At 51.1% G+C, this 26,335-nt stretch carries 28 protein-coding genes and 3 pseudogenes; 5 read left to right on the forward strand and 26 right to left on the reverse strand.

Annotation, left to right across the window (positions count from 1 at the left end):
- From ACRCWW_RS14045 to ACRCWW_RS14065, 5 genes and pseudogenes are all read left to right on the forward strand, one after another.
- Positions 1-114 (forward strand): annotated as a pseudogene (locus ACRCWW_RS14045) (IS630 family transposase); the annotation flags it as partial.
- Positions 115-138: 24 nt separating this feature from the next.
- Complete coding sequence (locus ACRCWW_RS14050) at positions 139-288, forward strand: DUF2158 domain-containing protein (RefSeq protein ID WP_438682959.1); 150 nt, start codon at positions 139-141, stop codon at positions 286-288.
- A gap of 23 nt (positions 289-311) precedes the next feature.
- Positions 312-572 carry a DUF6953 family protein gene (locus ACRCWW_RS14055; protein WP_438682960.1) on the forward strand — a complete coding sequence of 87 codons (261 nt, stop codon included), beginning with the start codon at positions 312-314 and terminating at the stop codon, positions 570-572.
- A gap of 271 nt (positions 573-843) precedes the next feature.
- On the forward strand, positions 844-1,086 hold the full coding sequence (locus ACRCWW_RS14060) for a hypothetical protein (RefSeq protein WP_438682961.1): 243 nt from the start codon (positions 844-846) through the stop codon (positions 1,084-1,086).
- 460 nt (positions 1,087-1,546) lie between these two features.
- Positions 1,547-2,041: pseudogene (locus tag ACRCWW_RS14065) on the forward strand (SOS response-associated peptidase family protein); the annotation flags it as partial.
- Here the strand turns inward: ACRCWW_RS14065 and tnpB are convergent.
- From tnpB to ACRCWW_RS14195, 26 genes and pseudogenes are all read right to left on the reverse strand, one after another.
- Positions 2,032-2,187 (reverse strand): annotated as a pseudogene (tnpB, locus tag ACRCWW_RS14070) (IS66 family insertion sequence element accessory protein TnpB); the annotation flags it as partial. The pseudogenes ACRCWW_RS14065 and tnpB overlap by 10 nt on opposite strands.
- Entirely contained in the window at positions 2,184-2,552 is a 369-nt protein-coding gene (tnpA, locus tag ACRCWW_RS14075) for an IS66-like element accessory protein TnpA (protein WP_438683079.1), read from the reverse strand. The gene tnpA and the pseudogene tnpB, both read right to left, overlap by 4 nt.
- Positions 2,553-2,812: 260 nt before the next feature.
- Complete coding sequence (fos, locus tag ACRCWW_RS14080) at positions 2,813-3,214, reverse strand: fosfomycin resistance glutathione transferase (protein WP_438682962.1); 402 nt, start codon at positions 3,212-3,214, stop codon at positions 2,813-2,815.
- A gap of 40 nt (positions 3,215-3,254) precedes the next feature.
- Positions 3,255-4,475, reverse strand: coding sequence for an ISL3 family transposase (locus ACRCWW_RS14085; RefSeq protein WP_438682963.1), 1,221 nt, complete (start codon positions 4,473-4,475; stop codon positions 3,255-3,257).
- 160 nt (positions 4,476-4,635) lie between these two features.
- Positions 4,636-5,811, reverse strand: a complete 1,176-nt coding sequence (locus ACRCWW_RS14090; protein WP_438682964.1) for an acyltransferase family protein — start codon at positions 5,809-5,811, stop codon at positions 4,636-4,638.
- A gap of 129 nt (positions 5,812-5,940) precedes the next feature.
- Positions 5,941-8,448, reverse strand: coding sequence for a hypothetical protein (locus ACRCWW_RS14095; protein ID WP_438682965.1), 2,508 nt, complete (start codon positions 8,446-8,448; stop codon positions 5,941-5,943).
- 56 nt (positions 8,449-8,504) lie between these two features.
- Positions 8,505-10,994, reverse strand: a complete 2,490-nt coding sequence (locus tag ACRCWW_RS14100; protein ID WP_438682966.1) for a host specificity factor TipJ family phage tail protein — start codon at positions 10,992-10,994, stop codon at positions 8,505-8,507.
- Positions 10,906-11,373, reverse strand: coding sequence for an NlpC/P60 family protein (locus ACRCWW_RS14105; RefSeq protein ID WP_438682967.1), 468 nt, complete (start codon positions 11,371-11,373; stop codon positions 10,906-10,908). The genes ACRCWW_RS14100 and ACRCWW_RS14105 overlap by 89 nt, the downstream gene beginning before the upstream one ends.
- On the reverse strand, positions 11,366-11,836 hold the full coding sequence (locus ACRCWW_RS14110; protein ID WP_438682968.1) for a hypothetical protein: 471 nt from the start codon (positions 11,834-11,836) through the stop codon (positions 11,366-11,368). Before ACRCWW_RS14110 ends, ACRCWW_RS14105 begins: the two co-directional genes overlap by 8 nt.
- Entirely contained in the window at positions 11,836-12,333 is a 498-nt protein-coding gene (locus tag ACRCWW_RS14115) for a hypothetical protein (protein WP_438682969.1), read from the reverse strand. The genes ACRCWW_RS14110 and ACRCWW_RS14115 overlap by 1 nt, the downstream gene beginning before the upstream one ends.
- Before the next feature lie 2 nt (positions 12,334-12,335).
- On the reverse strand, positions 12,336-15,788 hold the full coding sequence (locus ACRCWW_RS14120; protein ID WP_438682970.1) for a tape measure protein: 3,453 nt from the start codon (positions 15,786-15,788) through the stop codon (positions 12,336-12,338).
- A 7-nt stretch (positions 15,789-15,795) separates the two neighbouring features.
- Entirely contained in the window at positions 15,796-16,470 is a 675-nt protein-coding gene (locus ACRCWW_RS14125; RefSeq protein WP_438682971.1) for a DUF6246 family protein, read from the reverse strand.
- A 60-nt stretch (positions 16,471-16,530) separates the two neighbouring features.
- Positions 16,531-17,289 carry an immunoglobulin domain-containing protein gene (locus ACRCWW_RS14130; RefSeq protein ID WP_438682972.1) on the reverse strand — a complete coding sequence of 253 codons (759 nt, stop codon included), beginning with the start codon at positions 17,287-17,289 and terminating at the stop codon, positions 16,531-16,533.
- 64 nt (positions 17,290-17,353) lie between these two features.
- A complete protein-coding gene (locus ACRCWW_RS14135; RefSeq protein ID WP_438682973.1) occupies positions 17,354-17,737 on the reverse strand; it encodes a phage tail termination protein in 384 nt (127 codons plus the stop codon).
- On the reverse strand, positions 17,734-18,102 hold the full coding sequence (locus ACRCWW_RS14140; RefSeq protein WP_438682974.1) for an HK97 gp10 family phage protein: 369 nt from the start codon (positions 18,100-18,102) through the stop codon (positions 17,734-17,736). Before ACRCWW_RS14140 ends, ACRCWW_RS14135 begins: the two co-directional genes overlap by 4 nt.
- Before the next feature lie 2 nt (positions 18,103-18,104).
- On the reverse strand, positions 18,105-18,455 hold the full coding sequence (locus tag ACRCWW_RS14145; protein WP_438682975.1) for a hypothetical protein: 351 nt from the start codon (positions 18,453-18,455) through the stop codon (positions 18,105-18,107).
- Positions 18,455-18,628 carry a hypothetical protein gene (locus ACRCWW_RS14150; protein WP_438682976.1) on the reverse strand — a complete coding sequence of 58 codons (174 nt, stop codon included), beginning with the start codon at positions 18,626-18,628 and terminating at the stop codon, positions 18,455-18,457. The genes ACRCWW_RS14145 and ACRCWW_RS14150 overlap by 1 nt, the downstream gene beginning before the upstream one ends.
- Positions 18,625-19,029, reverse strand: a complete 405-nt coding sequence (locus ACRCWW_RS14155) for a DUF7370 family protein (RefSeq protein WP_438682977.1) — start codon at positions 19,027-19,029, stop codon at positions 18,625-18,627. Before ACRCWW_RS14155 ends, ACRCWW_RS14150 begins: the two co-directional genes overlap by 4 nt.
- A gap of 62 nt (positions 19,030-19,091) precedes the next feature.
- Positions 19,092-19,385, reverse strand: coding sequence for a hypothetical protein (locus ACRCWW_RS14160; protein ID WP_438682978.1), 294 nt, complete (start codon positions 19,383-19,385; stop codon positions 19,092-19,094).
- A gap of 9 nt (positions 19,386-19,394) precedes the next feature.
- Positions 19,395-20,471: a major capsid protein gene (locus ACRCWW_RS14165; RefSeq protein ID WP_438682979.1), complete on the reverse strand. Its 1,077-nt coding sequence runs from the start codon at positions 20,469-20,471 to the stop codon at positions 19,395-19,397.
- Between the two features lie 17 nt (positions 20,472-20,488).
- Positions 20,489-20,938, reverse strand: a complete 450-nt coding sequence (locus tag ACRCWW_RS14170) for a gp53 minor capsid family protein (protein WP_438682980.1) — start codon at positions 20,936-20,938, stop codon at positions 20,489-20,491.
- Positions 20,939-20,949: 11 nt separating this feature from the next.
- Positions 20,950-22,215, reverse strand: coding sequence for a hypothetical protein (locus ACRCWW_RS14175; protein ID WP_438682981.1), 1,266 nt, complete (start codon positions 22,213-22,215; stop codon positions 20,950-20,952).
- A 2-nt stretch (positions 22,216-22,217) separates the two neighbouring features.
- Positions 22,218-23,144 carry a phage minor head protein gene (locus ACRCWW_RS14180; protein ID WP_438682982.1) on the reverse strand — a complete coding sequence of 309 codons (927 nt, stop codon included), beginning with the start codon at positions 23,142-23,144 and terminating at the stop codon, positions 22,218-22,220.
- Entirely contained in the window at positions 23,104-24,453 is a 1,350-nt protein-coding gene (locus ACRCWW_RS14185) for an anti-CBASS protein Acb1 family protein (protein WP_438682983.1), read from the reverse strand. The genes ACRCWW_RS14180 and ACRCWW_RS14185 overlap by 41 nt, the downstream gene beginning before the upstream one ends.
- 162 nt (positions 24,454-24,615) lie before the next feature.
- On the reverse strand, positions 24,616-25,869 hold the full coding sequence (locus ACRCWW_RS14190; protein WP_438682984.1) for a PBSX family phage terminase large subunit: 1,254 nt from the start codon (positions 25,867-25,869) through the stop codon (positions 24,616-24,618).
- Positions 25,866-26,321: a DUF2280 domain-containing protein gene (locus ACRCWW_RS14195; RefSeq protein WP_023300389.1), complete on the reverse strand. Its 456-nt coding sequence runs from the start codon at positions 26,319-26,321 to the stop codon at positions 25,866-25,868. Before ACRCWW_RS14195 ends, ACRCWW_RS14190 begins: the two co-directional genes overlap by 4 nt.
- Positions 26,322-26,335: the final 14 nt, after the last annotated feature.

Raw genomic sequence — 26,335 nt, forward strand, 5'->3', positions numbered from 1 at the left:
ATAACCCGAAACCATCAGTGCCGGACAATGTGGCAGCTGCTGAGAAAAGTTCACCATTTTATGGAAACAGTCAGCCCATTCCCCGGAGGAAAACATGGTCAGGCAAAAGTGTAGCGGTATTAGGCGCAGCTATTTAGCATGTCTATCGCCGAGCTCCTTCGAGACTTTGAATCAGGTACTGGTTGGTATCAAACCGGTGAATATAAATGTCAGTGGTTCTCTGGAAAAAAACTTGAGCACGGAGTCTTTCCGGAAGAATCTTTGACTTCAACTAACCCAAAGCCATAAACCCAAACGCTCTAAAACTATCTGTGATTGATGTTGCATCTTGGATGATGACAGTTCTATCAGGAGATGGTTGCCTTTATCAGCAAGACGTTGTCGATTACCTCGTTAAAGCAAGCAACGAGCAGCATCTCAAAGAGAATGCAGATGGCAATCAAGTGCTTTCAACAAAAGTGATCAATAAATTCAGAGTTGATAGTGGGGAAAACGTCGTTTGGGTTAAGCCAGATAAATATTGGCGATACCGCGTTCTGGAGGACGAGGAAGGACGCGAGGCCAGAGGTTGAAACTAAGGGCGGCTAGCCGCCCTTTTCAGCATTCATCACATCAGGCGTGAATTACACGAACTGCACATCGCCAGGTGTGGAACACAGCCGTTAACCAACTCAGGCTGATGTCGAGACATCTTGCCCGTGAATGTTTCACCATTAGGTCAGGCGAGCCTATGATGATGTCGAACTTTAAAATTTTTATCGCCCTCACTTTCAAATTGAGAAATGATCCCAACATCTTTGTTGACCATCATCTTGATGGCTCATTTAAATGTAAGGGTTGAGCATGAAAGTAAGAGAACACCTTGCACTTCATGGCAATATCAACCGCATCGTTGAAATGGATGCAGCTGGTATGGGTGCAAATGCTATTGCGGGCACATTCCGAGACAACAACATCGCCATAAACGCTGATGATGTTCGTTTCATTCTGACTCGTGTGCCTGTTTTAAGCACCAAAGCTTTGCCAAAATCCGCAGCAAATGCGGCGATCGCAGGCAATAAAGCTTTTAACGGAGTTACCGAGTAATAAAAGCCCGCAAGCTCTGCTTGCGGGCTTTTTCTCTAATCATCTCATTATACATTGCGTATGAATGTACTCCTGCAATGTCCTCAAGACTGTCTGGTCACTAACGGTTCCAGATGCCCAGCAACTGAAAATAGTTCAATGGTGGCATTATCGTCCATAACTGGCGGCGTCGGTGTTAACCATGTTTGCCCCACGCAATGGGATCGGATGTTAATAAATAATAATATTCAGTAGGTTATGCAACCTACACCTGCATGCTCATCATATGACCATGTGTTTTTCATAATCGACAAAGATCGTCCAAGAGCGCATTAAACAACAGATGGTTAGAGCCCGCGAAAACGTCAGTCGTCTAAGTTCACCTTAGAACGAATGGTGTTTTGTGCCCCATACATGCCCCATTACCCCGCCTTACCTCCCCTTCCCCTATACTTTCAGTCTCAACGACTGGAGGTTGCCTATGTGTGGACGTTTTGCACAAGCCCAAACCCGTGAAGAGTATCTGGCATACTTGGCTGAAGAAGCCGAGTGCGACATTCCCTATGACCCGGATCCAATTGGCCGGTACAACGTCGCGCCTGGCACCAAAGTGCTTTTGCTTAGCGAACGCGACGAGCAACTGCATCTGGATCCTGTTATCTGGAGTTATGCGCCCGGCTGGTGGGATAAGCCGCCGCTGATTAACGCGCGCGTCGAGACGGCAGCGACGAGCCGCATGTTTAAACCGCTCTGGCAACATGGCCGTGCGATTTGCTTTGCTGATGGCTGGTTTGAATGGAAGAAGGATGGCAGCGTTAAACAGCCCTATTTCATCTACCGGGCCGACGGTAAACCAATATTCATGGCGGCGATCGGCAGCACGCCATTCGAACGCGGTGATGAGGCTGAGGGGTTCTTGATTGTGACGTCTGCAGCAGACAAAGGTCTGGTAGACATTCATGACCGGCGGCCACTGCGGCCGCGGAAGATGAAGACATGCCCGGACATCGGATCGTCTTTCAGCGCCTTCTGCACTTTTGCAGCCAGCCCATTGAAGCCGTTTCTCATATCGGTAATACCGGCAACCAGCCAGATTTTTGTCCCGGAAGGTAACGGGATCATCGCTTCAGTTCCTGTATCAGCAGAGTCAGAAGCTTTTCGCTGACAGTGCCGTTGAGGCGGAGCGTCCCGTGCCGGAACGTTACCTCACAGCTGATACTGAGGGTTTCCGGGACCTCTGCGGGCGGTTCTGGCTGTACGGCAGCTGTATCGAGAGTCACTGGAAGTAGCTGAGGGCTCTCTGAAGAAGATAATAGCAGCTTTCCCTCGCGCCATTGTTGGCGCCATTTGAACAACAGATTGGCGTTGATGCCATTTTCGAGCGCCAGTTTTGAGATGGATATCCCGGGTTCGCAGGAAGCAGCAACGAGCTGCTGCTTAAACTCAGGAGAATAATTAGTGCAGCCTTTACGCCTGCCGGGAGTCATATTTTTCTGGATATCTGACACTTTGGTTCCCACTACTTATTTGGTGGACACCACTTTGTCGGATGCTTCAGATTATGACCAGACGGCCCTCGCTGGACGCTTACCTTTCTGATAACGGTGTCCGTCCTGCCATATCCTGTCCAGGCACCGGGTGGCGGCCGCTCGTGTAGTCTGCTGCTGGGGATGGAAAGTTCATGCTTGCGCCCTCAATACACTGTATGCATATGGGTCTTCCCCGATCATGGTGGGTCCACGATCAGCTACTCAAAAAATATCATGCCATCGTACGGATTTTCTTGGCACGACATCAGTCTGGATTTCAGGCTGCCGCAATGAACTTCAAGTTTGTGTCCATCAGGATCTAAAAAGTAAATTGACTCACCCTCGCTATGATTGTTTTTCCATTCAACGACCCCAGATTTTTGCAGTTTCATCCTGAATGCTGGTATGGCGTCTTCTGCGATGGTGAATGCGTAATGTGTATAGTCCTGTTTTGGAGCAACATCATCGACAGATAAGCAAAGCCAAAGCTCTCCTAAAGACAAATATGCCCCAGATTGCCATTTTGCTCGTGGAGTAAATCCAAGTATTCCAGCATAAAAATTATAACTGACGTCAACATTTCTGACGGCTAGAGTTATATGGTTTAGACTCGCGAGCATGTTTTTAACCTATTGTTTTGTAATTGATTTAATGAAGGACCTAGAATGCCATATCCAGTTTACCGTAGTGGAACATTACACCCAGCTTAAAACGTTCCCGGTTTCGGTATCCCCTGGCTTTTATCCTCAACAACCTTATTTTGCTGTTCAGTGCTTCGGCATTGCCATTTGAGACGCTGTATCGCATTGCGTTTAGTATTCCGTATAACCTTTTCGTGATGGTTCCTGCCATGTTTCTCATTACCGGCACATCGCAACTTCTCGCCAGTGCTATCCATTGCTGCCAGTCTGCGCGGCGTTTGTCACTCCATGGGCGGTTCCAGATATCTTTAGCCAGTTCTTTCAGTACCCAGCACTGACTGGTCAGTTGCATCTGCTCTCTCAGCCATGCCAGTTTTTCCTGCCGGGGCTCTGTCATCCATTTATCGTTGTATTGCCACAGGAAGCGGGTTCCTTTTGCCTGACGGCGGCTTTCTACCGGAAGCCGGGGATGCTCGTTCTGCCGTGTCTTATCAACTATTTCACCCAGCTGCTTTGCCACATGGAAGCGATCAAAGGCGATTTTCCCTACTGCTCCCGGAAGATGGATACGTGCCGCCCTGATATACCCAGCATTCATATCCATTGAGAACGTTTTGACGGCCTCTAACTGGCTGTCGGTGAGAGTACGAAGATAGCTGGCAAGGCTTTCAGTTCCCCGATCATCCGTTAGTGCCAGCGCTCGTCCCTCGCGATCGGATATCACAGTGATGTACCGGTGCCCTTTTTTGAATGCAACTTCGTCCACATTCATATGCCGGGCTGATAGCGGTTTTTTTATTCGGGCAAGACCACGTTTAACTGCCCGGGTCATAATACCGTCAACAGCATTCCAGCTAAGTTTAAGCTGCTTTCTTACCGCATCAACAGTGCTGATTTTCAGCCAGGAAAGAACGAACGATTCAAACAATAATGTATACCGGCTACCGGGGCCAGCCCAGGGAACGGGTAACGTCTGGCATCCATGGTTTGGGCACATGACCCGGGGAACATTCGCCTCAACGACTGTCATGAACTGGCAGGTATCAAGATGACGCCATTTGCGATGGCGGTGATCGTGAACAGGGCAAGGTTGCCCACATGTTGGGCAGATTAGCTGTGTATTTTTGGTTATCCCGACAACAACGGTGACAGATCCAGCGTTTTCATCAAGAGAAAGGGATTTAACCTGCCACGGAGCGGACAGGTTCAGGATATGAGCATAGAGTGACTTCTCGTCCATGATGATCTCTGGAGATAAAACCTACAGTTATCATGCCTTCAGCCACCACAACAAGGGAAGACCCATGCATATACAGCATTATTTATCGAGGCAATAGATCAAGGGGCTTGAGCAAAAAAGCCCACCGTAGTGGGCTATATCATTGTCAGTTGCGAGTTATTTAACTATTTGGTAATTCAGAGTTTTCACTCACTACCACGTGCTTTTTATTTTCTATTTTTTTGGCTATAAATGAAGCATATTTCTGAGAAGGAATATCTATCCAGCGCCAAAGGAGGTGCGAAACGACAACGGAGATCAATGTAGTCAGGATGATGGCTAGCATCCCAGACAATTTGAATCCAATTACATCCTGCATTGCAAGGAAGAACCAACAGGCAAAACTACCAACAAACGCCAAATGTATAACGTAAAGAGAGAATGAAATATCACCAAGACATTTTAGTGGCTTACATCCAAGTACGGAAGCAGCTTTCTCAGAATGAAACACTCCATATACAAGGAATAATGCACCAATACAACGCATGCTCAATCCAAGCTCTACATATGTTCCAATTCCATTATCTTTTAATGAATGGTAGCACCAAAGGAAAAATGATGAATATTCATTTTGCACGCCAAGGAACAAACCAGCAGCAATAAACAAAGATGGACACAGCGATGTTTTTTTGTATCTTAATATTAAACTGCCCAAAAAGAACAATGAATAATACGCACCTTCATTGGAGTGGAATACCCACAGATAAATAGATATGATAAGGACAATTACACCGTAATATTTTTCTTTGTAAAAAATCCCAGCAAGCCCAAGGAGGAAAATAGAACCGATTAATTCCTTAGATATCGTCCACAGCACACCATTATATGAGAAATCACCAGCATATGCGCCAATAACGCCTTGATATATAGCTTCCTGGTAATTCATTTCCTTGGGGAAAACAGTATTTAACCATTTTCCAGATTGAATAACTTCATTAGCCTGCACGAACCTATAAGCATCTAATGAAAATAAAACGGTACAGAATATAACAGACACAAACACCAACGGTGTTAATCTCAAATATCTTTTCGTGACCGATGTTCTGATGACAGCCATGTCATAATTTCTATCGAATGCCACTAATAAAGCCAACCCACTTAATGCGAAGAAAACGCAAACAGAAAAGTTACCATTGAAGAACATCCTGTAAAGGCTATATAACGTACCTTCATTGGTGAATTTTCCGTCATCTCCCATAGCAACCCCAAAGAATTGTTGCATATGCGAGAAAACCACGAGCAGTGCGGCAATGCCTCTTAGTCCATCTAAGTGATTGAACCTTATGTGCTTTGTCATAATTTAAAATGTGATTTTTATTAAATGATTTCAGATCCTATCAAAAAAACAACAAAATAACAAAGCCTCCTTTAGTTAAATACCCACCTAAATTTGAGGGTGGGTATTTATTATTAATTCATTCCATAGTCACGCTTTTAGCGTAACTGATAGCTCCGCATCAAATAATATTGTCCCAGTACCCAGTGTAGCTGCCAAACAAGGGAATCCTCCCCTCATAAAAGATGTGTTTGCATTGACATTGTAGTTTGTAACGCTATTCCCATCTGGAGATATCAAGGTTATTGTGCTTGAGCTTTCAGGGTATGCACGTTCAAAGTTAATGACCCAACCATCGTACTTATCAGTTGCGATCAACGCTAATTGAGTACCCTCAGTAAACACTCCTGTCGAAACGTTATAGTTTAGTATAACGAGCCGAATGGCCGGTACTGTAGATCCGCCTGAAGTGGAAGTGGTTGCATGCAAGAGAATGGCTGAGTTGTGGTTGAAGCAGAACATGAATCCTGCGTTCAAGCTAGCTCTGAATATCCTCAGACTCATGTCAAACGGAACGCCTGAATTACTAAAAGTTGGCAGGTAGTTACCAGCCAGGTCCCCAGACATCAAGCATCGCCGTGGATTCTCAATCTTACCAAATCCTGTATCCCTGACGGTAAGCGATGAGGAAGAAGATACGATCTGTTTGGATATCCTTTTAGTCTGACTTTGTGATCCGCTAATGGCTAACTGACTGCAAGTCTTACCGAACACAATTTCAGGAATTATCCCTGTTGTGATCGACCCGTCAATAGACATTTGCACTAAGTTCATTCCAGCCCTTAAGCCACCGACATAGTTAACTTCTACCGCTCCTGAAAATCCAGTCCTTCCAAAGAACACACCATTGTATCTTACTCTGTCGCGGCGAATATCTTGTGCAGTAACATAAACTGAATCACTGAATGAAGTTCTTGATGGTCCAGATTCAAGCCACCCTCGCTGATAAAGCTCGATAACTTCTTCTTCTACCCAAATGTGATAGAAAACCCTAACCGTTCCTGCAGCAGAAAGGAAAACTGATGGGAGAACGTCGGTTCCGAACACCCCTAGTTTCGCTGTGGAGTACTTTGCCAACGATGGTGTATATACATTTAATGAACCATCAATACAGAACCCACTTTTAGACATTGGGTTCTGTAAAGTGGTCATTGGTTTGGCAAAAATAGCGCTTTCAGGTTTGCATTCTTTTGCCGCGAACGCCCCCCAGTATTCATGAACTTTTTGACGTGGATGAATCATGCTGAATGCAGATGCATTATCTTGATCAACATATTTCTCTGAAATAGTGTTGTCGATGTTCATGTCAGAGAAGCGATCGTGTGCCTCCCCTAAATCAATGAAATCCAAAATTGGGTACTTATGGACTAAATGTCGTTTTACTGCACTTTCCAGTGTACGGTTATTTGAGTTAACAGATGTCATTGAGACAAGAATTACAGCACAACCATATCCCCACGCTTTAGCGATGAACTGTTCATATTTAGTCAAGTAATCGTCAAATGACATGGACCCGATACTAAGATCATCGTTGAAACCCATACTTAAAAGCAAAACATCCGGGGCTTTGTTCCCGTATGCAACGTTCTGGAAAAAGCCATAATCAAAATTGCGATAAGCCCATCCGTCAGCAAGTTGTTGCCCAGCCGCCGCACAATTTCTTCCAAAATAGATTGGCGTACTGCGAGTGTACCCAACCCCAGCCATCGAGTTCATCCAATCAATGAAAGTGTGGAACCAGCTACCGCTACCACCACTCTGATTATGATCGTAATTCGTTGACGTTAAATTCCTCTCGCCACTGCTTTCCTTTGGATTTTCCTGCCATCTTCCATCTGTTCGTGACCAATTCCAGCCAAATTCTCCATCTGTAATTGAATCACCGATTACACCGACGTTACACGACACCTGTTTTCTGTGTGCCTGAGCAATGAGTTGCTTACCAGTAAATTTGCTACCTTGCGTTGCCAGTGACACGTCGAATACATGCTCATTTCCCCATGGATCGCGAGTCAAAATTTTTCCTTCGCCGACAAATTTTGTGACGTCATCATTCGGCTGAAAATTGCAGCGCAATTGAACACCCTTCGGGATATAAACCGGCCCCGAGAATGCATAGATCGCAGACCGGTTATCTGTCGTATCATCAATCACTACACCAGGTACGTATTTGATAGCCGTTGCATCGCTGCGATATTGTCCATTGGCCAACTCGGTGCGTAGAGCGGCATCTCCGACGCTAACCCATTTCCCTTCGCCAATTCCCCCGGTGCTATCTGGCGTAGAACCAGGGGGAACTACTTTGGGGAAGGCTCCGTCCCATCTGTAGTACTCCCCGTTGCTCTTCCAGCGCAGGCACTCGTTAGCAGTGCTAAGGGTGCTGCCATCTTCAAAAGAATCCTTCGTGATATAGCCATAATTCAGAATTGCCTGATTTGCATCGTAATTTATTCCAGCAATTGTACGATGCGAATTGCCAAATCTGTCAACATATTCGTGCTCATCTGAGGTAACAAACTCATCGATTTTACCGGCGTTGAACTTCAGATCCTGAGGTTTTTCACTTGGCACGGCCAGTTGGGTAGGTGTAGTAGTCATATTTCGCCCATAAAAAAGGCCAGCGCGATGGCTGGCCTGATAGTTGGATGGTTTGGTTACGAATAGATAAGGTCGCTGTATTCTTCCAGCGTTAAAGCTGTGGTTCCGTCACTGTTTGGCTGCTTGGCGGTGATCGTCCACTGCGTTGCATCCATTTCCGTTGATGTTGCGATGACATAGCGTGACGGCGACTGAACATCGTAGCCGTCGTAAATGTTGAGGCTGATATTTGGTATTGCGGCAGTGAATCCGAACGCCGTATCGCTGCGCTGAGTCGCCGGGTAGCGCTGAGTCGTGTTACCGAGCGAGTCTGTGACAGTCACAAACATCGTGCCTGAGAAACTGATGCGCTCACTCGTGTCAAAGTCGTTCCCGTTCCGCGCAGTGATGTAACCGGCCTGCTGGTTGGTGTCGTATGTGTCTGGCACCTGAACCATCTGGCCCACATTCACCCATTCACCATCTGCCAGCGCCGTCATGGACATCGTCATGCGTGAGTAGATAAGCCGCTTGCACTCCCTAAGCGCCCTCTCATCCGCCTGGAACGTGTCTCTGATGTACATCATCTCGAACTTCTTCGCCTTCACTGGCGTGCCGGAGACGATGGCCCCGTTCTGAATGCGATAACTAATGAAGTCCTGCTTATTTGTCGTGGGATTACGGTACTGCACTTCAACCCCATCAAAACCGCCTGGCAGTGTCATGTCGTAGCTGATTGAATAGCCAGTTTCGACCGTATTGCTGCGGTTAAAGATGGTAGCCGGTGCCGTCTGTTTTTTGTCGCGGGCAAATGACAATACGCCGTCATCCCAGAAGATGCTGACGCTGGCGGCGTCGCAGATCATCTGCATTCGCGCACCCAGTGACACATCCTCATCGTCGAAGGTGTAGTCGAACTGACCGAGCCTCGGGTCGATGGCGTCAATCTCGGCCTGAATCTGGTACAACCCGTAGATGTCGATCGTGTCTTCGGGCTGTTGCCCGCGAATCAGCCAGTTATGTAGCGCTGAGTCGGCGAACTTGCGGGAATATCGCTCGGTGTAGTCGACCTTTTGCGTCGTCATGTCGTAGCTGATGACGTGTCGACCAATCAGGGCGTTGTACTTCCTTTCACGCGAACTCGTCGCCTCCTTGGTCTGCCGTACCGTGACACGCACGATAGTGTCGTCCGGATAGGTGACATTTGACCTGACGTTAACCGCATGGATGGCTTCAATCTTCAGTCTCGAGTTATCTGAGCTGTTGTCCGTGCGCTGCAGCGAGATGGCATAGCGACCGTAGCCGCCCGTCGGTGTCAGCTTATCTGTCCGGTAGAAAACCTCGCTCGATGAGTCGTGCGGCGTCGTCTGGCGGTAGGTGAATGTCTGGGTAGTGCCGGGGATCTGGTTGTTGTCCTGATCCACCTTCCAGATAGTTACTTGCCAGTTCGTTTCGCTCTTTGGCCCCAGTGGTGACTGGGTGTGAATCCATAAAAAAGTCGAGTCCACTGGAGAGAAAAACGGTCCCACAATCAGAGCGCCGTTGTCGTTCAGAATGAACTTGGTGGTGTTAATCGTGGCCGTAGTGATGTCGATGTCAGACGGGCCGACAAGGTTACTGAACGTGAAGTTGTAATAGATAACCGGGTTGATCACCGCGCCGTCATTCGTCGTTGCGACTGCGGTCAGGTTAGCTGAAACATTGATGTCTTCAGTCTTCGTGCCACCCGGCACCGGATACGTGATGTTTATCGTGAAAGTGACCGGGTGTGGCAGTGCCAGCCCCATGAAGTAATCGAACGAAGCCTGCTTAACGATTTTCATCAGGATTTGACCGCCAGCGTACTGCCCACTTACGACAGTCGTCGCGGTAGCGGTTTCGATCGGGAAATCGTCGGACTCGTTTCTGCCTGGCACTTCCTGACCGTCGATATCATCGAACTGATAGCCTTCATTAATTTGGCCGATGACTTCTCCAGGATTGTAGATATGGTATGACGCACCAGCCATTGACCCTAGGTTAGACTCGGAGTAACGGATGGATGAAGCGTCATACGTTCCCAGCCCAAAGTCCATGTACTCAGTCACGTACTTCAGGTTATCGGTGTACTCGAAAAGGCTTTCCTGAATCAGGTCAGGAAAAGACCTGACCAGACCATAGCTATCTGGTCGCGCTTCTCCGTTTCGGGCTATATTCGTCTGGCCTTTTACCGAGTTGTTTGGCGAGGTTTTTGAGCTCACTCCTGATGCGTTTGGCTGGGATATCAGTTTCGACATCACCTTTCCTATAAGCTTGATGTCTTGCTTATAGGTGAACATCCCCAAAACCAAGGCGCTTCCTTTGATAAAACTGCCACCTTTCGGCTGGTCAAAGATGATGACACGATCCGATTCCTTCAGGTGGAAGCCGATATCATCGTCATCACTCAACTCCCTGCCGTTAACGTTGATTCGGACATCGGAGTGCAGATTCTGTGTTTCAAGCCACTCGTGAAATGGTTTCCCCATCGGTGCCTGCACGCGTTCCTTCGGAAGCCCTGGCACTCGTTGAATCTCGATAATCGGCATAGGAATAGAACTCTACTTTTGTGAAAAGACGCTGAATGGTTCGCACCGGGTCAGAACGAACATGTCCGCCCTCGCACCTGCTGTGAAATGCCTCGCCGTTAATAATCAGCCCAACATGCGCTGGCTGTCCGCCGTACCAGGCGACGAAAATGCCGTCTTCGTGAAAAATATCCGTCTTCTCCCAGAAGAGGACCTCGTCAGAAAAGCAGGTGTGGAAGTCATGCCCGGCTTCGTAGTCCGGTGAATGGTGGATCTCCAGACCAAGAACAAGCCGGTAATACATCACAACGAGGCCCCAGCAATCGACCGCTTCAAAACTGCAGGCACGGTTAGCCCACGGCAGGCCAGAAAACCTGTCGACGAAGTCCTGTTTAAGCATTTTTAAGCCCTGAGAAAAGCTCTGGTGAATACAACGGGCTGACGTTGTTGTTTAACGGGTTTTTCAGCGTCAAATCACAAGTAACGTCGTTTTGGTCCATTGAAGTGTCGTTGACATACAGTGTCCAAGGCTTCAGGGGCGTGTTCATATCAGCCTGGTCAAATCGCTTGTAGGTAACAGCAATTGGGGTGATACGCGCGAACGCCTTCCATTTCTTCAGCGCCTGTTTGAAGTCCATTGCCAGGCGGCCGAACTTGAGCGACGCGCCTATAACCGGCGTATTGCTCTGCTGACTCTCTACGACCTCCATTCTGCAAGGCTGATAAGCTTTGCTTGCAAACGTCTTGGGGAATACCTGATTAGCAACCAGGTTAATTTCCCCAAATACGTCGTTCTTGATGGTGATCGTCTCGTACAGGATTCGCGCTGGGCGCTGACTTTTGTACTCTCTGAAAGTTGGCATTACGGCACCCTCGGGATGGATTCAGGGTCACGGTCGTCCGGATAGCCGGTGACGATGATATCGAGGAAACTTGCCCACGGTGGCGGTAGCTCAATGACAATGTCATCGTAGTCGTCGTCCGAGTTGAGCAACTTCCGGGTGATGACATCGCCAGTCCATGTGAATACGCCGCCTGATTGAGCCCATGTTGGATATGCAGTGAAATGCAACTCCTGCATCTCTGGCTCACCATATGGTCCAGAACCAATGCCGATTGGCATCGTGAACCACTGATTGCAATTATCCAGATAATTCGGGCTCCGAATCCACTGCATGAAGGCCCGGTGTTCTGCCAGCGTGAAAATCCACGTCAACGAGAAACCGGTCTTCAGGTCGTCAGTTAGCTTTTGAAAGATTGGCGCGCCAACCTGCGGCTGATCCGTCCTGAATCCTGTGTCAGGCTTTGGTGTCTTCGACTTCTGCGCCAGAGGCAGCCAGTCTGGGTAAGGGATCGGCATAGTTACTCCGTTGCTCGTGGCGTGGCGCTGGTATTGCGGGTGATTGACTGACGCATTGGGCCGCCTCGGTCCATGTCCTGAATGAAGGCCTGGACAGTGAGCGTGTTGCCGTCCTGCGACGCCTGCGCATCGAAGCTGTGCTGGCTCGATGAGTAGTCATTGAAAATGATATTCACCGCCATCTGTCCACCGCCTCCCTGCATGTCCTTATTGCTGATGACCGAACCGTTATCGCCTGGGATCATGTACTGATTGCCATTGCTGGCGCGGTAGATTTCGGGCATGCCGCCCTCACCTACCTGATACATGGAGCCAGCAGATACCGGGCCACCGTTCTTACGCTTACCAGCAAGAGCCTTACTCGCGGCAAACGCCGCAACCAGCGCACCAAGACCAATCGCCGCGGCACCACCGAATGAACCAACTGAGGCAACCAGCGCCGCCGGAGTCCATGCCGCGGTAGTTGCAGCAGCTGAGGAAACGCTGGCCGCAGTAGTGGTCGCCAGGCCTGCAGTTTGAGCTGCGGTAGTGGTGGCCACGGCGGCCGACTGAGCTGCGGCACCAGTTATCGCTGATTTAACCCACTCAACACCCATCTGAACGAACCCGTTGATCAGGCTGTTCAGGGCATTGCTTGCGAGAGAGGACATCGCCTCCTGAGCTGACATGCTCCCGGTAATGATGCCGGTGAAGGCGTTGGAGGCATTACCGGCAAGGGATTCAAAACCGGCAGCGAGAATCTGATTCGCTTGGCTCTGGTTCTTCCATAATTCCCACATCGCCGCATTGCGCTGCTGCTCATAGAGCGTGTCGGCTGCGTTTTTCTGCGCCAGCGCGTTCTGGTGAGTAATAACGCCTTGCTGCTCGTATTGCGTGATAAGCGCCAGTTGCTTCTCGTGCTGATTAGCTAACGCCTGAACCGGATCGACAGCCCCTGCAGCCTCCTGAGCTGGCGTAACAGCCTGATCAGCGCGAATCTTCGCAAGATTGGTCTGATGCGTTGCTTCGAGCCGTTCTTGTGTCTGATTGAACTGCTCCTGGTTTATTTTCTTCGCATTCAGCGCAGTATTCAGATCCTGTACATCCTGCTTGTAGCGTGCATTCTCAGCGTTCTCTGGCAGCAGTTTTTCAGCGGCTGCTTGTGCTTTGATGGCATTGGCAGTATCCCACTTCGCCGCGGCATATTTCCCGGCCAGCGCGATCTGCTCTTGAGTTGCAGATTTGCCCAGGGATTGTTGCGCAGTGAGAATGGCCTGCTCGCGGCTCAGGTTTGCAGTTGAGTCCGCTGACAATTCAGATTGTTGTTTCAGATTTGCCAGTTTCTGAATTACCGATTCAGTAGCCGCTGCTGATTTTTTCGATTCTCCCTCACCATCCTTCTGCGCTTTTGTGTGTGCCTTTTGTGCGGCTACCGCATCATATTCAGCGCCAGCGCGTTCACGCGCCATTCTGACATCAGCTTCGCTACCGCCAATGGCGCGAATTTCTTGTTCAGCCTTAAGTTGCTCGCGCTTCCTGTCATTTAGTTCGCTCTGCAGTTCAATTTGCTGTTCTTGTTTATCAAGGTAAGCCTGGACGTTTGCTGGTCTTTCAACTTTCAGGGATTGAGAATTAAAACGCGCCTTGGCAGCAGATGCAAAATTCAGAGACTTACCAAGCTGATTCATCAGGCCAGCAACGACTCCAGTTTCTTGTCCGTTGCGCTGAAGAAGGTCTATACCCTGTTTGAGTTGTCCGTTTAACTCCGCCTGAGCAATGCCAACAGTGCTGTTGACTCTGGATAATCTGTTCTGAGCGGATGAAAGATCGTCTGCTGCAATGGCCTGATTATCCAGCGCTGATGCCATTGCCTCCTGAGCTTGTCTGCCGCGTTTTGTAGCAGTTCCCCAGTTGTCGATTTCCTTCTGATAATCTTTAACTTTATTGGTTGCTTTGTCGTATGCATCCTGAGCATCATTGACGGCGTCAGTCAGTTCCGGGATGGTGGCGCGAAGTTTGGCTATCTCAGATGACAACTGCACCTGAGACATGTCTTTCATTTTATTCGTCAGACCATCAACCGAGTCGGCGAGCTTGATAGCTTCCTGTCTGGCTTCCTGTGCTTTCTGCCAGAAGTAGTAAATCGCAGCACCAGCCAGCATAGCCGCACCTGCCGGGCCACCGATCAAACCCAGTGCACCTTTCAGAAGTCCGCTCGCTACTGACGCCCTTGAAGCCGCCGCAGTGGCTGCATCCTGTGCAACCTTATTAGCCACCAGAGCAGTGTTATAACGCCCCGTGGCAGTAGCGGCAGCCATTCTCGCAGCAGACAACGCTTCCTCTGCTGCTGCAAGGCTGGTCGCGCTTATTGCCGTGGACTTCATCATCTGCGCAAGTCGAACTTCTTCAAGCGATCTGACTTTTGCCGCTTCGGCACTTCTTAGCTCGGCTGCCGCTGCAAGTGATGCTGACTGCGCAGCCTGATTGTCAGCAACGGCAAGAGCCCTTGCGGCTATAGCAGATTTCGCTTTCTCTGCTGTTGCCATTGCCAGCGCACCGACAAATCGGCTGCCAAGCACTGTCGCTGCAATAGCAATTACACCTGATAAAGCATCAAGATTTTCGCTGATCGTGATGATGGCACTACTTGCCCCGGCATATACCGATTTGATAGATGATGATTCACCTACGAACTTCGTCACGTTGTTGGTGGCTACAGAGAAAGCTTGGCCCAATGTAACCGAGGTATTGGAAAACTCCTTGGCAATTTGATCCCCCTGAGACAGCAGACCTTTCACCACGACATCGGTGGTTAGTTGACCCTGGGCAGCCATAGCGCGTAGTTGCCCTACGGTTACACCAAGGGAATCTGACAAGGCAACGGCAAGTCTGCTGCCGTTCTCGGAAATCGAGTTAAATTCCTCGCCACGCAGAACGCCGGACGCAAGAGCCTGAGACAACTGGATCATTGTTGAGCTTGCTTCTTCGGCGGTAGCGCCGGAGACAGCTAAACCCTTGTTGATGGTCTCAGTGAGTCTTGTCAGATCTTCTGTGCTTGTGCCAGCGCTGCGCGTTGCCCGCTCAAGGCGTGCATAAAGAGTTGCTGTCGCTTCCAGGCTGCTTCTGGTTTGCTGGGAAATATCAAAAACACGCTGGGTAACGTCAGCCAATTCTTCGGTCGGGCGAATGGCATTGGATAGTTTGTTATTAACGACCACCCATGCATCGGCGTATTGAGACACCTGCTGAACGGATAACGCGGAAGTAAGAGCACCAGCAATTTTTGTTAACGCTGAGAATGAACGCTCCGCGCCCGAAACGCTGCGCTCTGTGTTGTTGATTGCTTTTGTTGACTGGTCGAATCCGCGATTCATGCCATTCAGACTGTCGCTTAACTGTCGCTGGGAGCGAAGAAGACCAGCCAGATCCATATCAACATCATAAACGATGCTACCAGCATTAACTGAACCAGCCATTTAAGCCTCATTTTCTTTTTGCAGCAGCCCTTCTCGCTTCCTGTCTTGCAAGGAAGTCGTCAGTCACTGCGTTATACTCGTCTTTCGTGAAACCTTTCTGCTCAGGGTATTTCTGTGAGAGCAAAAGGATAAATTCAGTCATGGTTAGCTGGCTGGCCTCATCACGACTCATCTCAAAGTGGCTGCGGGCCGCGCTGATATACTCAAACGCCCTGAACTCTGAGGTGGTTTCGTTCGACTCGTGTCGCTGTAGTCTCCTGACTTTTGCTTTACCGATGACGCCGTGCTGCATCAGACTTTGCGCAAAGAGGATGATGTCAGCTCGTGGCATCAGGCCGGGCCGATAAACAACGCAGTGTTTCCACCCCTTCCACTCCCCAATGATCGGCGTGAGGTCGTCTTCACAGCAGGACTGAAGGACATGCATCGCCTTCGAGAGCAGTCTCTCTGCCACCCTGTTCATGGATGCGGTGAGCCAGGCTGATAACTTATCTGGCGCAGCCGAGCAAAGCTCAATTAACTCCTGCGCCTCGCCGCCGTGAATATCTGCGTATATTTGAACAATTTCTGTAGGCGATCCGATGCGGTTCATGGCCTCAAACGACGGACGCAACAGGTAGTCACGACCACCTTCAGCGCTATTGCTCAGGCCAATTTCGCCTATCTCAAGTAATGGGGTCATCTGGAATACCGGTTAACAGACATTATCAAGGGCAGCCACGGCCACCCTTTGGAATAGCCGTTAGCTGACGGTTACGACACACGCAGAGGATGTCACGGTAGCAGGCGTACCTGCCGAATCGGTTACCACGCAGGTATACGACCCAGCATCGCCAGAGACAGCACTGGCTTTGTTGAATGTTGCTGTCGTCTGACCAGAAACCGTAGTGGAGTCTTTTTTCCAGACGTAGGTATATGGAGTTGTGCCACCCTCTACCGCAACAGTCATATTGAGCGCAGCCCCGACCGCTACAGATTTGGTTGGCGGCAGATCGGTAGAGAATGACAACTGGGCATCAAGGTTTTCGACAATGACAGTAGTGCCATCAGAGACTTTAAACTCGACGCTGAACGTGATGATGTCATTACTACCGCCGTCGGCAGGTGTCAGGCTGGTGATCACCATGTAGCCAGAGAACTCAATTGGTCCAATGGCGATACGAGCCCACAGATTCGGCTGGCGCTTAGCGTTAATCTCATCAGTGAAATACTTCACCAAGTTTCCGTAGCCGAACTGATCGAGCTTGTCGTGTTTGCGCACCTCACCTTCGAAGCTGATGGTACCGTCGGCATTGGTGATGATGTTCTCCACCCAGCCAGCAGTATCATCAGCGTCGCTGGTCACTGAGTTTGGCGAGAAATCCAGACCTTTACTGGTACCAGCACCAAGCGCCTTCCATTCGTCTTCCGCCGGGCGAACGTCAGAACACCCCATAGCCAGTTCCAGCACTGTTGCAGAGCCGAAGACGCGTTCGTTTGAATTAGGGCAATTAGCTGCCATCGTTGACCTCTTTTGTGTATAAAAAAGGCCGCCAGATGGCGACCTTGTGTTGGTTATTTGAGGGTTAATCCCCGTAGATGCATGCAAACTGCAATCGGAAGACCATTCGGCCCTCTTCGGTTTGTACCGGTGGCGGGATTGCTCCCATGTTTTCAATTTTGCCCACGCACTCATCGGCATGAGGATTTGCCTGGACATAGTCGACGATTGCCTGAGTTGCCAGCGCCATGTCCTGCACCTTGTTCTTCGCACCGATCACATCGACAAGCACATAATTGTCATTGCCGAGGTCGTTACGAATTGCGGTGCCGCCGTTTGGCCTGAACACCATGAATGCTTTCGTCAGGTCGCCAGGGTCATTGAACGCCAGTAACTGGACGATAAAGCCAGTCGTCAGACCGGCATCGCCAAACATGTTCCTGACACGCTGGTACATTGGAGGGTTCATAGCGACAGTTCCTTAGCCACTGCGGCATCAATTTGGCGCTTGGTATCTTCGAAACCTTTCGTGAGGAACTCTTTCTGCGCTGTAGCTCGCCGGAAGGTTTGCGGAACGTTGGGGTCGTGAACGAAAATAGCGTAATTCGCTGTATAACCCACGCGCCCGGTGACTCTCGTCCCGTTAACTTCGATTTCTCGGTACTGGCTGTTGATGAGGGTTGATGTGTCGATAGGGGTATAAAGCGCAGCCTGGGACCCGCCGATGATTAACGCTGACTGAAGCGCCCGGACAACTTTCCGCCCCTGAACATCGTCGATTAGCCGATTCAAGTTGGCCTTCGCCTCACGAATGCCGCGAACTTTTACAGCCATGGCTAAACACCTGTCAAAATTGCATAGTCATCCGCCAGGCGTTCGAACGTATCAGCGTAACGGACAACCTGTCGCACCTCGTCGGCACCAGCCACAACCGGATCGGCTTCGGTCGATATGCCAATCAGCAAGTAATCGCCAGTGTCCGCCAGCGCAAACTCGGTCCAAATAGTGTTTTTCACGATAATTTCAGAGCCCAGGCTGGCTAACTTCTTGCTGAGCCCGCCCTCGTAATCACAGAGGATTTGCTCAGGCTCGGCATAACCCAGCGGGTCGCCGTATTCGTCATTTCCCTCCAGCTTGCGCCAGATAGTCGCTGCGGCTGTATAACTCCACGAAGCAATGCTCGACATCAGCCCTCCTTCCAGCGCAGCACCTTCGCGCCAGTCGCCCGGATGCGCGGGCAGTTGATGAACCACTCGCCGTCAGATTTCACGTAGCCGGTAGTCTCCCGCTCGGTGTCGGTCATCACCCAGACGCGGGTGAATGAGCGAGGCAGCCGGACGCTAACAGATGTCCAATTCATGATTTATTCCCGCACATACAGCCACCTTTTCCGATCCAGATACCTGCAAATGCTGGCGCGGCGGTAGGGTCGGCAGGAATCAGGTCAGCAGCGCAGTCGTACTTATCCAGACCGCGCAACATGTTCACTGAAGCTTTCCAGCGATCATCAAACGATTGATATCTGAACGAGCGAGACGCGCCGCTTGGTGCGGATTGACTGGAGATGTACTTATCACCCTGACCGAGTCCCATAATCGCTATCAGGTAGAGCTGAATCAGCAGCGCCGTTGATGCCGGATAGTGCGCATCGAGGCATTCTTGAATGCTGTTCGCCTGGTCGACGAGAGCCTGAAGAACAAAATCGGGAATGGTAATTCCCTGGCTCTCCAGATACTCCTTTGCCTGTTCGAGAGTTACCATTATCGACTCCGTGAAATACCCCGCCGGAGCGGGGCATAAAAAAACCGCCTCAGCGGCGGCTGTTATTCAGCAGGGAAAAGCTTTTCGAGCTCACCGTCAGGCAACAACTCACTGAGTTTTTCAGCGCCCAGGTTGCCTTTGAACTCGATGCCCAGTTCAGTCAGACGAGCCTGGATAACCTCTTTGCGAGATTTCTCACCGGTACCGGCATCAGGCGTCGACGGGGTAAGTTCTCCGCCTGCCTCACCATTAATGAGACGGACGTTAGACTTCAGCGCCGGGTGCAGTTCTTTCAACTCCACCACATCGCCAACCTTCACGCCGAACCAAGCGCGCACTACTTCGTATTTAGCCATGGTTTCCCCTTAATCCAGGTCAGCACCGTATAGAACACCAGACAGCCCCTGATCGTCTGCGGTGATTTGCAGACCTTCAGCGGACATAATCTGGAAGTTGTAGTTAACGTTAGGCAGTGGGCGCGGCAGTGGAACAACACCGACAGCCATGCCTACCAGAGGAGAGATCACGTCACGGCGACGAACGTACGCGATGAACTCGTTACCTGTCAGGGCAAAGCTCATGCGGATTTCTTTCACCGGTGCGAAAGGAAGAACCGCCTGCAGAACGGTGCCACTTACAACTCCGTTCACCACATATGGCTGAGCCAGGTTTGCCCAGATTTCTGGAGATACCCACATCACATCGTATGCGGCTACCTTGTTAGCACGCGCGGCGGTACCGAATGCACCCTTACCAAAGAACGCAAACAGCGCCGCAGTATCTGCAGTTGTTAGATCGATATTCGCGCCGCCGGCGCCAGATCCGAGGTTAATCTTCTTAGTGTGGCGATGATTCTTGATGCCTTGGGCCGGGTAAGACTGAACTTGGATTTTAGAATCGCCGTTCAGGTAGTAGTTAACGCGCTTTTGGTTGAACTTGCGCATCTTCGCCATCTGCGAGTCAAGCACCAGATCGATCCCCACAGAGCTCATGCCAGCCGCATGGCGCCAGTTAACGCCGTAACCGGCAGTAAATACCGGAATCGGGTCGCCGTCGCTGGCGTACTCTGTATGGTCGAAGGAAAACGGCGCCTGACCATCGATGCTTACTGATACGTCGTCGGCGATGTCACCAATCACGTTATACAGCTTGGCGGTTTTACCGACCGGCAGCACCGTCTGAACGCCGATCAAGTCGTTCACGATTTCCATTCCGACTTCCTGATCGCGCAACTGCAGTACCTGACGGTCAATCTCAGCCCAGAAGTCGCGGGAAAAACCACCCACGGAGTTACAGGCCAGCATGTCAGGCGTCATGATTGCGCGGTTAGCGGCAATAATGGAATCGTTCTGGAGGTTCCACATGTCGCGGTTTGCCCACAATTCGTTCCAGTGGCCGCCGAGGCGGGAGTTTGCCGCCAGAGTATCTTTAGAGAAATACATGTGCGTTTATCCTTTTGTTACGCGCCAGCGGCGGCGACAGTGCCAACGCGCATACGCACGCGAATGAAGTCAGTATCGCTACCGCTAATGGTAAATTCGTCCTGGCTGTAGCCGATAACTGAATCTGTGTCGTCAGTTGCAGGAAGGAACCCACCATTTGGCGCCAGCTTGATAGGGGTGTCTTTTTTGTATGTGCCAACACCACAAAGCAGCGCCAACTCGCGCCCCTCTTCTACATAGTTACCAACGCCAGAGTCGCCGGCTGGCACCTTGTCCATGATTCCGAGCCCCTGGTGATAAGCGCAATCCAGAATATAGATGCGGCCAGATAATGCAGTGGCAGGAGTGAAATGATCATTACTGTCAATGACTACCGCTGTGCCCGGACGGGCTTCCATAGCCATGGTTCGTGTTTCGGTCTTGTACAGAGACTGACCGTCGATATTAACGCGACGATAACGTGGCATTTTTCGACTCCTTAGTTGAAGTATTCGGTTGCAGACGGCGCGCCGGTTTCTTTTTGTTGCTGTGCATTATTGGTGCCCAGAGGCGCAGCTTCGCCCAGTGATTTGTACATAGCGTCCAGAGGTTCGCCTGAAAGTGCGTTAGCCACGATATCTCCATGGACCTTCGAAACTGCTTCGCGTTTTGCCTTCTCTTCTGCGCGTGAGTTGGCAGTCAGTGTTTCAGTAAGTTTGTCCTGGTTTGCTTGCAGACCGGTGATCGCATCCTTAATAGGATTCAGGGCATCGGCGAAGTTAGCGGCCAGGCCTTTACCGATTTCGCTGATCAACTCTTGTTTCTCTTCAGTGGTTAAAGGCATGTCGCCCTCCGTTTTGTGGTTTGTTGCAGGGTATTCCTGCGTGGTGAAAAAAGATCTGAATTTATTGGCGGCGATGGCTACCCAGGATTCTTGCCGTGCGACGGAGGTGCCATTATCGTCAAAGGTGATATTTCCACCTTCAGACTTGTAGCCGTATACCTCAGCAATACCACCGTTACGAATGATTACCGCTTGCGAGTCGGTGAAGTCAGCGATCCATGCATATTCATCCTGTCCTGTTGCAAACTTCGCTTTGGCTGCGCGGTCGAGACGCTGCTCGCGCTCCCGGTAGGATTCACCCACCAGCGCGCCGGAGTTCGCCTTAAGCGGCTGCGCCAGATCAGCGTTAACCATCAGGCCAACTCCCTGTTCCGGAGTAGCAGCTCCAACCTCGTGCAGGAGGATCGCGTCGTGGTCCATGCCGTGGATATCCGCTACCCACTCAGCTCCGGTAGCGCGTTGTTGCTCGTTCGGCTCAAGCTGGTCGAGGAATGCGGCCACGCTGGTATGAATCGGTGGAACGTCTTCACCGCGCTCAATGGCAGCGACACGTTCAAGCAGTTCTTTACCGCCTTCTGACTCACTGGCGCGGGCCACATCAACCCACTTTTCGAGGTAAATGCGATTACCGGACTTCTTAACGTTGCGGTTCCATGCGCCGATATGGCCTGCGTTAATCCCCTCAGGGGAGAATGCAGACACGAACTGACCGTTCACCTGAGGATGACCCAGCGGTGCCAGGGTGCCTTCCAGACCCTGATAGTGAGCATCGATTTGCTCTTGTGTGTACAGCCCGCCATTCATGACGACGTTCGCCGGAAGTGTGTAACTCGGCAGAACCAGATGCTCGCGCCCGTTGTATGTTTCGCGCCGGATAGACTGGCTGTTCACCTTCGTGGTGATATTGACCTGCATAGGCATAGTTATTTCTCCGCCCAGGCGTAACCGCGCGCCTGCATCGATTTATATTCCTGTTTGAGTTTCGTGATGGTGTCCGGGTATTCCGGATTACCATCCGCATCCACCAGCACCGACTGCTGGCTGCATTTGCAGTTGATGGAGTTGCCATCCTTGCTGTACCAGTCACGGACCTCTTCATTGGTGTAGAGGTGGGCATGGCGCACTGCGTGGGTATTTCGGGTTGTCGGTGACAGAGCCGAGATGTGAACCAGAAGCGTTTTGAGTCCGTAAAGGTCATTCGCCTCCTGGTCTTCATCCCACTTCGCCCGGCGCAGCGCGGTAGTCACTTCAGTGCGTGCTATCCGGTTCGCCCTGCGCTTCTCGATGCCGGTCTGCTCTGTCAGGCTGCGCGCAATATCCAGCGGATTAAGCCCGCGCCCCACGCCATCAGTCAGCACGCGCGCCATATCTCGCTTAACGTCAGCAGTCAGCCCCTTCATTTCCTCAAACACACGGGCATGCACCAGCGCCATTCGTTGCTGGTACGGGTCGCTTGCGAGGATGGACGCCAGCGATTCACGCCCGGCTGCGTACACCGGGGATTGCTGGCTAAGGTTGTAGAACGACTGCCCGGTCCCCTTCTCCGAAGCCAGATCGATGTACTCGTAAAACCACAGGTCGTAGTCGCCACCTTCAAGCAGCACCTGATCCACCAGGTAACTGGCATCGCTCAGGATGATGGAGAGTAGCGCGGGGTTTAGCTGGTATTCGTATCTGGCGTTTACTGCGAGTGATGAGGGTATTTTTTCGAGTGATGATTTGTACGCTTTGCCAATCTTATTCATCCGCCTGGCAAAATCTTTTATTGCGCGGCGTTCCAGCGCATCGGCTCCGGTCGGGTCCTGATAGTTACGCGGCAGAATCGGCGGCTTCGTCTTCTTCGTCGCCATCCTCTTCTCCTAACGGGAATTCATCATCGTTTTCATAACCGGCTGCTGTGCGAATTTCTTCACGGCTGAATGCCGGGGTGTCACCGCCGCCCAGCATGGTCTGGTTAATCTCGCCCATGGTCTTAGCGTTGGTTAGCTTTTCAGTATCGGTCTGCTCGTTCAGGTCATCCCAGATAACAGCCTTCTGGCTGACTGAGTCGATGATCTGCAGGTCGATAAGCTTGTCGCAGAAGTCCTCTATTTCGAAAGAGAGGTCCACACGTCGCGACTGGCAACGTGCATTCATGTACTTCTGGTCTTCGGTACTGGATCGCTCGGCCTGCTGATTACCAACCAGAATGCGCGTCGGGATATCAACTCCGGCGGCAGCGGTTTGCAGGTTGACGTTATAGGTCGCTGACGGATCAGCTACAGCAGTCACCAGCGGTGTGACCGTAGCCCCTTGGGTCGTCATCAGAACATCGTTACCACGGTTCATTTCCCCGGCAACTTCGTTAAACTTATCCTGCAACTCGTCAATGCTCACGCCATAAAGGGACGCGAGATTGTTGAAGTCGATTTCCTTCTCAAAGTTGACATTGAGCTGCCGCGCGGCGTTCTTCAGGAATGACTCACCAGACCCGCCCTCTACCTTCTCCAGACTCACAAAGGCGTTATATGCTGGATCCAAAAAGCCGATAGCATCATCAGAGTAATCACCAAGGATGAAAACGCGATCTGGGTGGATATTGACGCGGCGACTTGAACCATTCGGCAACCGTTCGGCGTACTGCCACATCTTCGGTTGCCCGTACTTCTTCGAGTTCAGGCCAGTGTCCCACTCGCTCACCGTGAGCGATCCGGCCCACGCCACAGATATTTTCTGAAGACCTCGCCCTTTGGTAACCGGAAGGTTCCAGTCTTTTTCATCGCGGACGTGCAGAAGGATGCCTGCATAACGACCGACAAGGCGACGGCGATCCGCCTCGGCAAATGAGCGCCAGAACCGGTTGTTGAATACCTGCTTTGACTTGTTTTCCCAGGCGGTTTCGTTTTCGCTCTCGTCGGCATCATCACCCTCGATGATTTCCGGGTTCGTCTGCCAGCACTTGCCCACCAGCTTCTCAACTGCTCCGTGGGCAATACCGCCGCGTCGATACAGGGCGTAGAGGTTTTCGTAGGTGACCTGCTCAGGGAAGCCATACTCGCACCATGCGGAATGGCGCTTATTGTCCAGCCCCATCGTAGGTGCCATCAGCCCCATACGGGCGCGCGCCATCCGCGCATCGTTCAACGCATGGTTGACGGCGAGAGTTAATTTGTCAGTCATGGTTTGTCCGTTAGCGATTAATTGGCGGCATTTTTGGCCCTCTTGATGGCATAAATGCAAGAGGCTTACTTGCCAGCAGTGATTTAGTTATTTCTTCATGACACTTCCAGCATCCCACTGGCGGCCTTAACCAAATATTATGCTTATTGCACTTGACCATGCTCACCTCCCTTGCAGGCGCTTCGGAATCATCATCCCGGCCATCTGACCTTTGCGCTTAATGTGTCCGTCGAGGCTGTAGCGAATGCCATCCCAGCAGTGCTCGAAACCATCTGCCAGCTTCGGCAATACCTCGCCGGTGATGCGGTCAGTTTTGTAGGACCACATACGTGCCTCGCGCGCCACGTTCTTGCAGCGAGGATGGATAATGATTTCGTCGAAGCCGCGAAGATGTGCGATGCCGTCCTCAACGCTCCCCTGCCATTTCTCGGCAGCTGAGATGTTGAATCCCTGCCGCTTGAGATAGCTAATCGTCTCGGGTCGAGCGGAGTCGGCCTTGATGGGCCAGTCACGCGATCCGGGAATTGTGTCGTACAGTTCTGGCATGTGGTCGAGCTCTGTCTGCTGCCCGTATGCCTCGTACTCGATGTACAGCCGGTTGTGCAGGATGAACGAACGCACCAGTGTGTTAGGGTCTTTGGCGAAACCGAAGTCAGCACCGAAGAACAATCGATCGGCCTCTTTCCATAGTTGGTCCGAGAACTCGGCAATCCGGTATTTCCCGGCCAGCACCTGCTTATCGGAGTTTTCTAGGTAAGCGCCTTCCCACACCCAAGCGTATGTCGCCGGGTCGAGGCGGCGCTGATCGTTCTGTCGCTCACCTTCAAGCACATCCGGGAACCACGGGTTATCCGTATAGTTCATCTCAACGGTGATACAGTCGTCGCCAGCCTCTTTTCGGAAACGCTTATCCGTGGCGCTGCCGTCTCGCTCAGGGTTCCACGTCACCCAAATCTCTGACCCCTCTTCACGAACGGTCGGGCTCAGCTTCTGCCAGGCTATTTCGCTTACTGATTCAGCCTCATCAACCCAGCACAGCAGGATACGCGCTTTCGACTTGATGCTATCGAGGTTATGCCGGAGACCGCAGAACACATAGTTGACGCTCTTGTCTATGGTGCGGATGTACTTCTCGCCGATATCGAAGTTGGCAGCCAGCCAGGGAACAGACAGGATCGCCTGTTTCACCTCCTGCATGCTCGATTCTTCCAGCGAGTTCATGAATTCTCGTGCGCAGAGCACCACGCCGCTTTCACCGTTCATCATCGACTGATACGCCTTTACCGCAGTCATCAGCGCAAATGTGCGCGTCTTGGCGCTACCGCGTCCACCGTGAGAGCACCGGTAACGCTTATTCACGGCAGTGAACAGTGGTGCAAGCTTCGCGGGGATCGGCAGTTGAACGGCGTTACTCATGCTTTTGGCTCAACGGGTAGTAGCTGGATGATGGTCGGTTGCGGCGTCATGCTGCCATCAGGGCTTGTATGCTCGACTTTCTGGCGATTAGTGTAGGCATCGCCCATTTCTTTGGCGGCCTGCTCGATAAGTTGCGAGGTCATGCCGTAGTTCTTCATCTTTTCAGCATTGGTCGCCATTCGGTCGAGAACGCGTAATCGGTACGCTTTGTTCGCGATCGGTATGTCGGCGATCTCATTCTGGAATCGTTTACGGGTGGCGTTGAACAGGTCAATCCACTTCTGGCTCAACTTGGCCGCCATTGCGTTGCCTGGCGTATATTGCGACACCTGCTGCCGTGAGACATCGATGCCATATTCAGCCTTTACAAGCTCAATGACTTTTACCGGGGTCTCGTAGCAGGCGAGTGATTGAACTATGAAGGCTTTAACCTCTGTCGATAATGCTGCCACAGGCTACCTCCATG

It is taken from the genome of Scandinavium sp. (assembly GCF_051650185.1).
Classification (GTDB): domain Bacteria; phylum Pseudomonadota; class Gammaproteobacteria; order Enterobacterales; family Enterobacteriaceae; genus Scandinavium.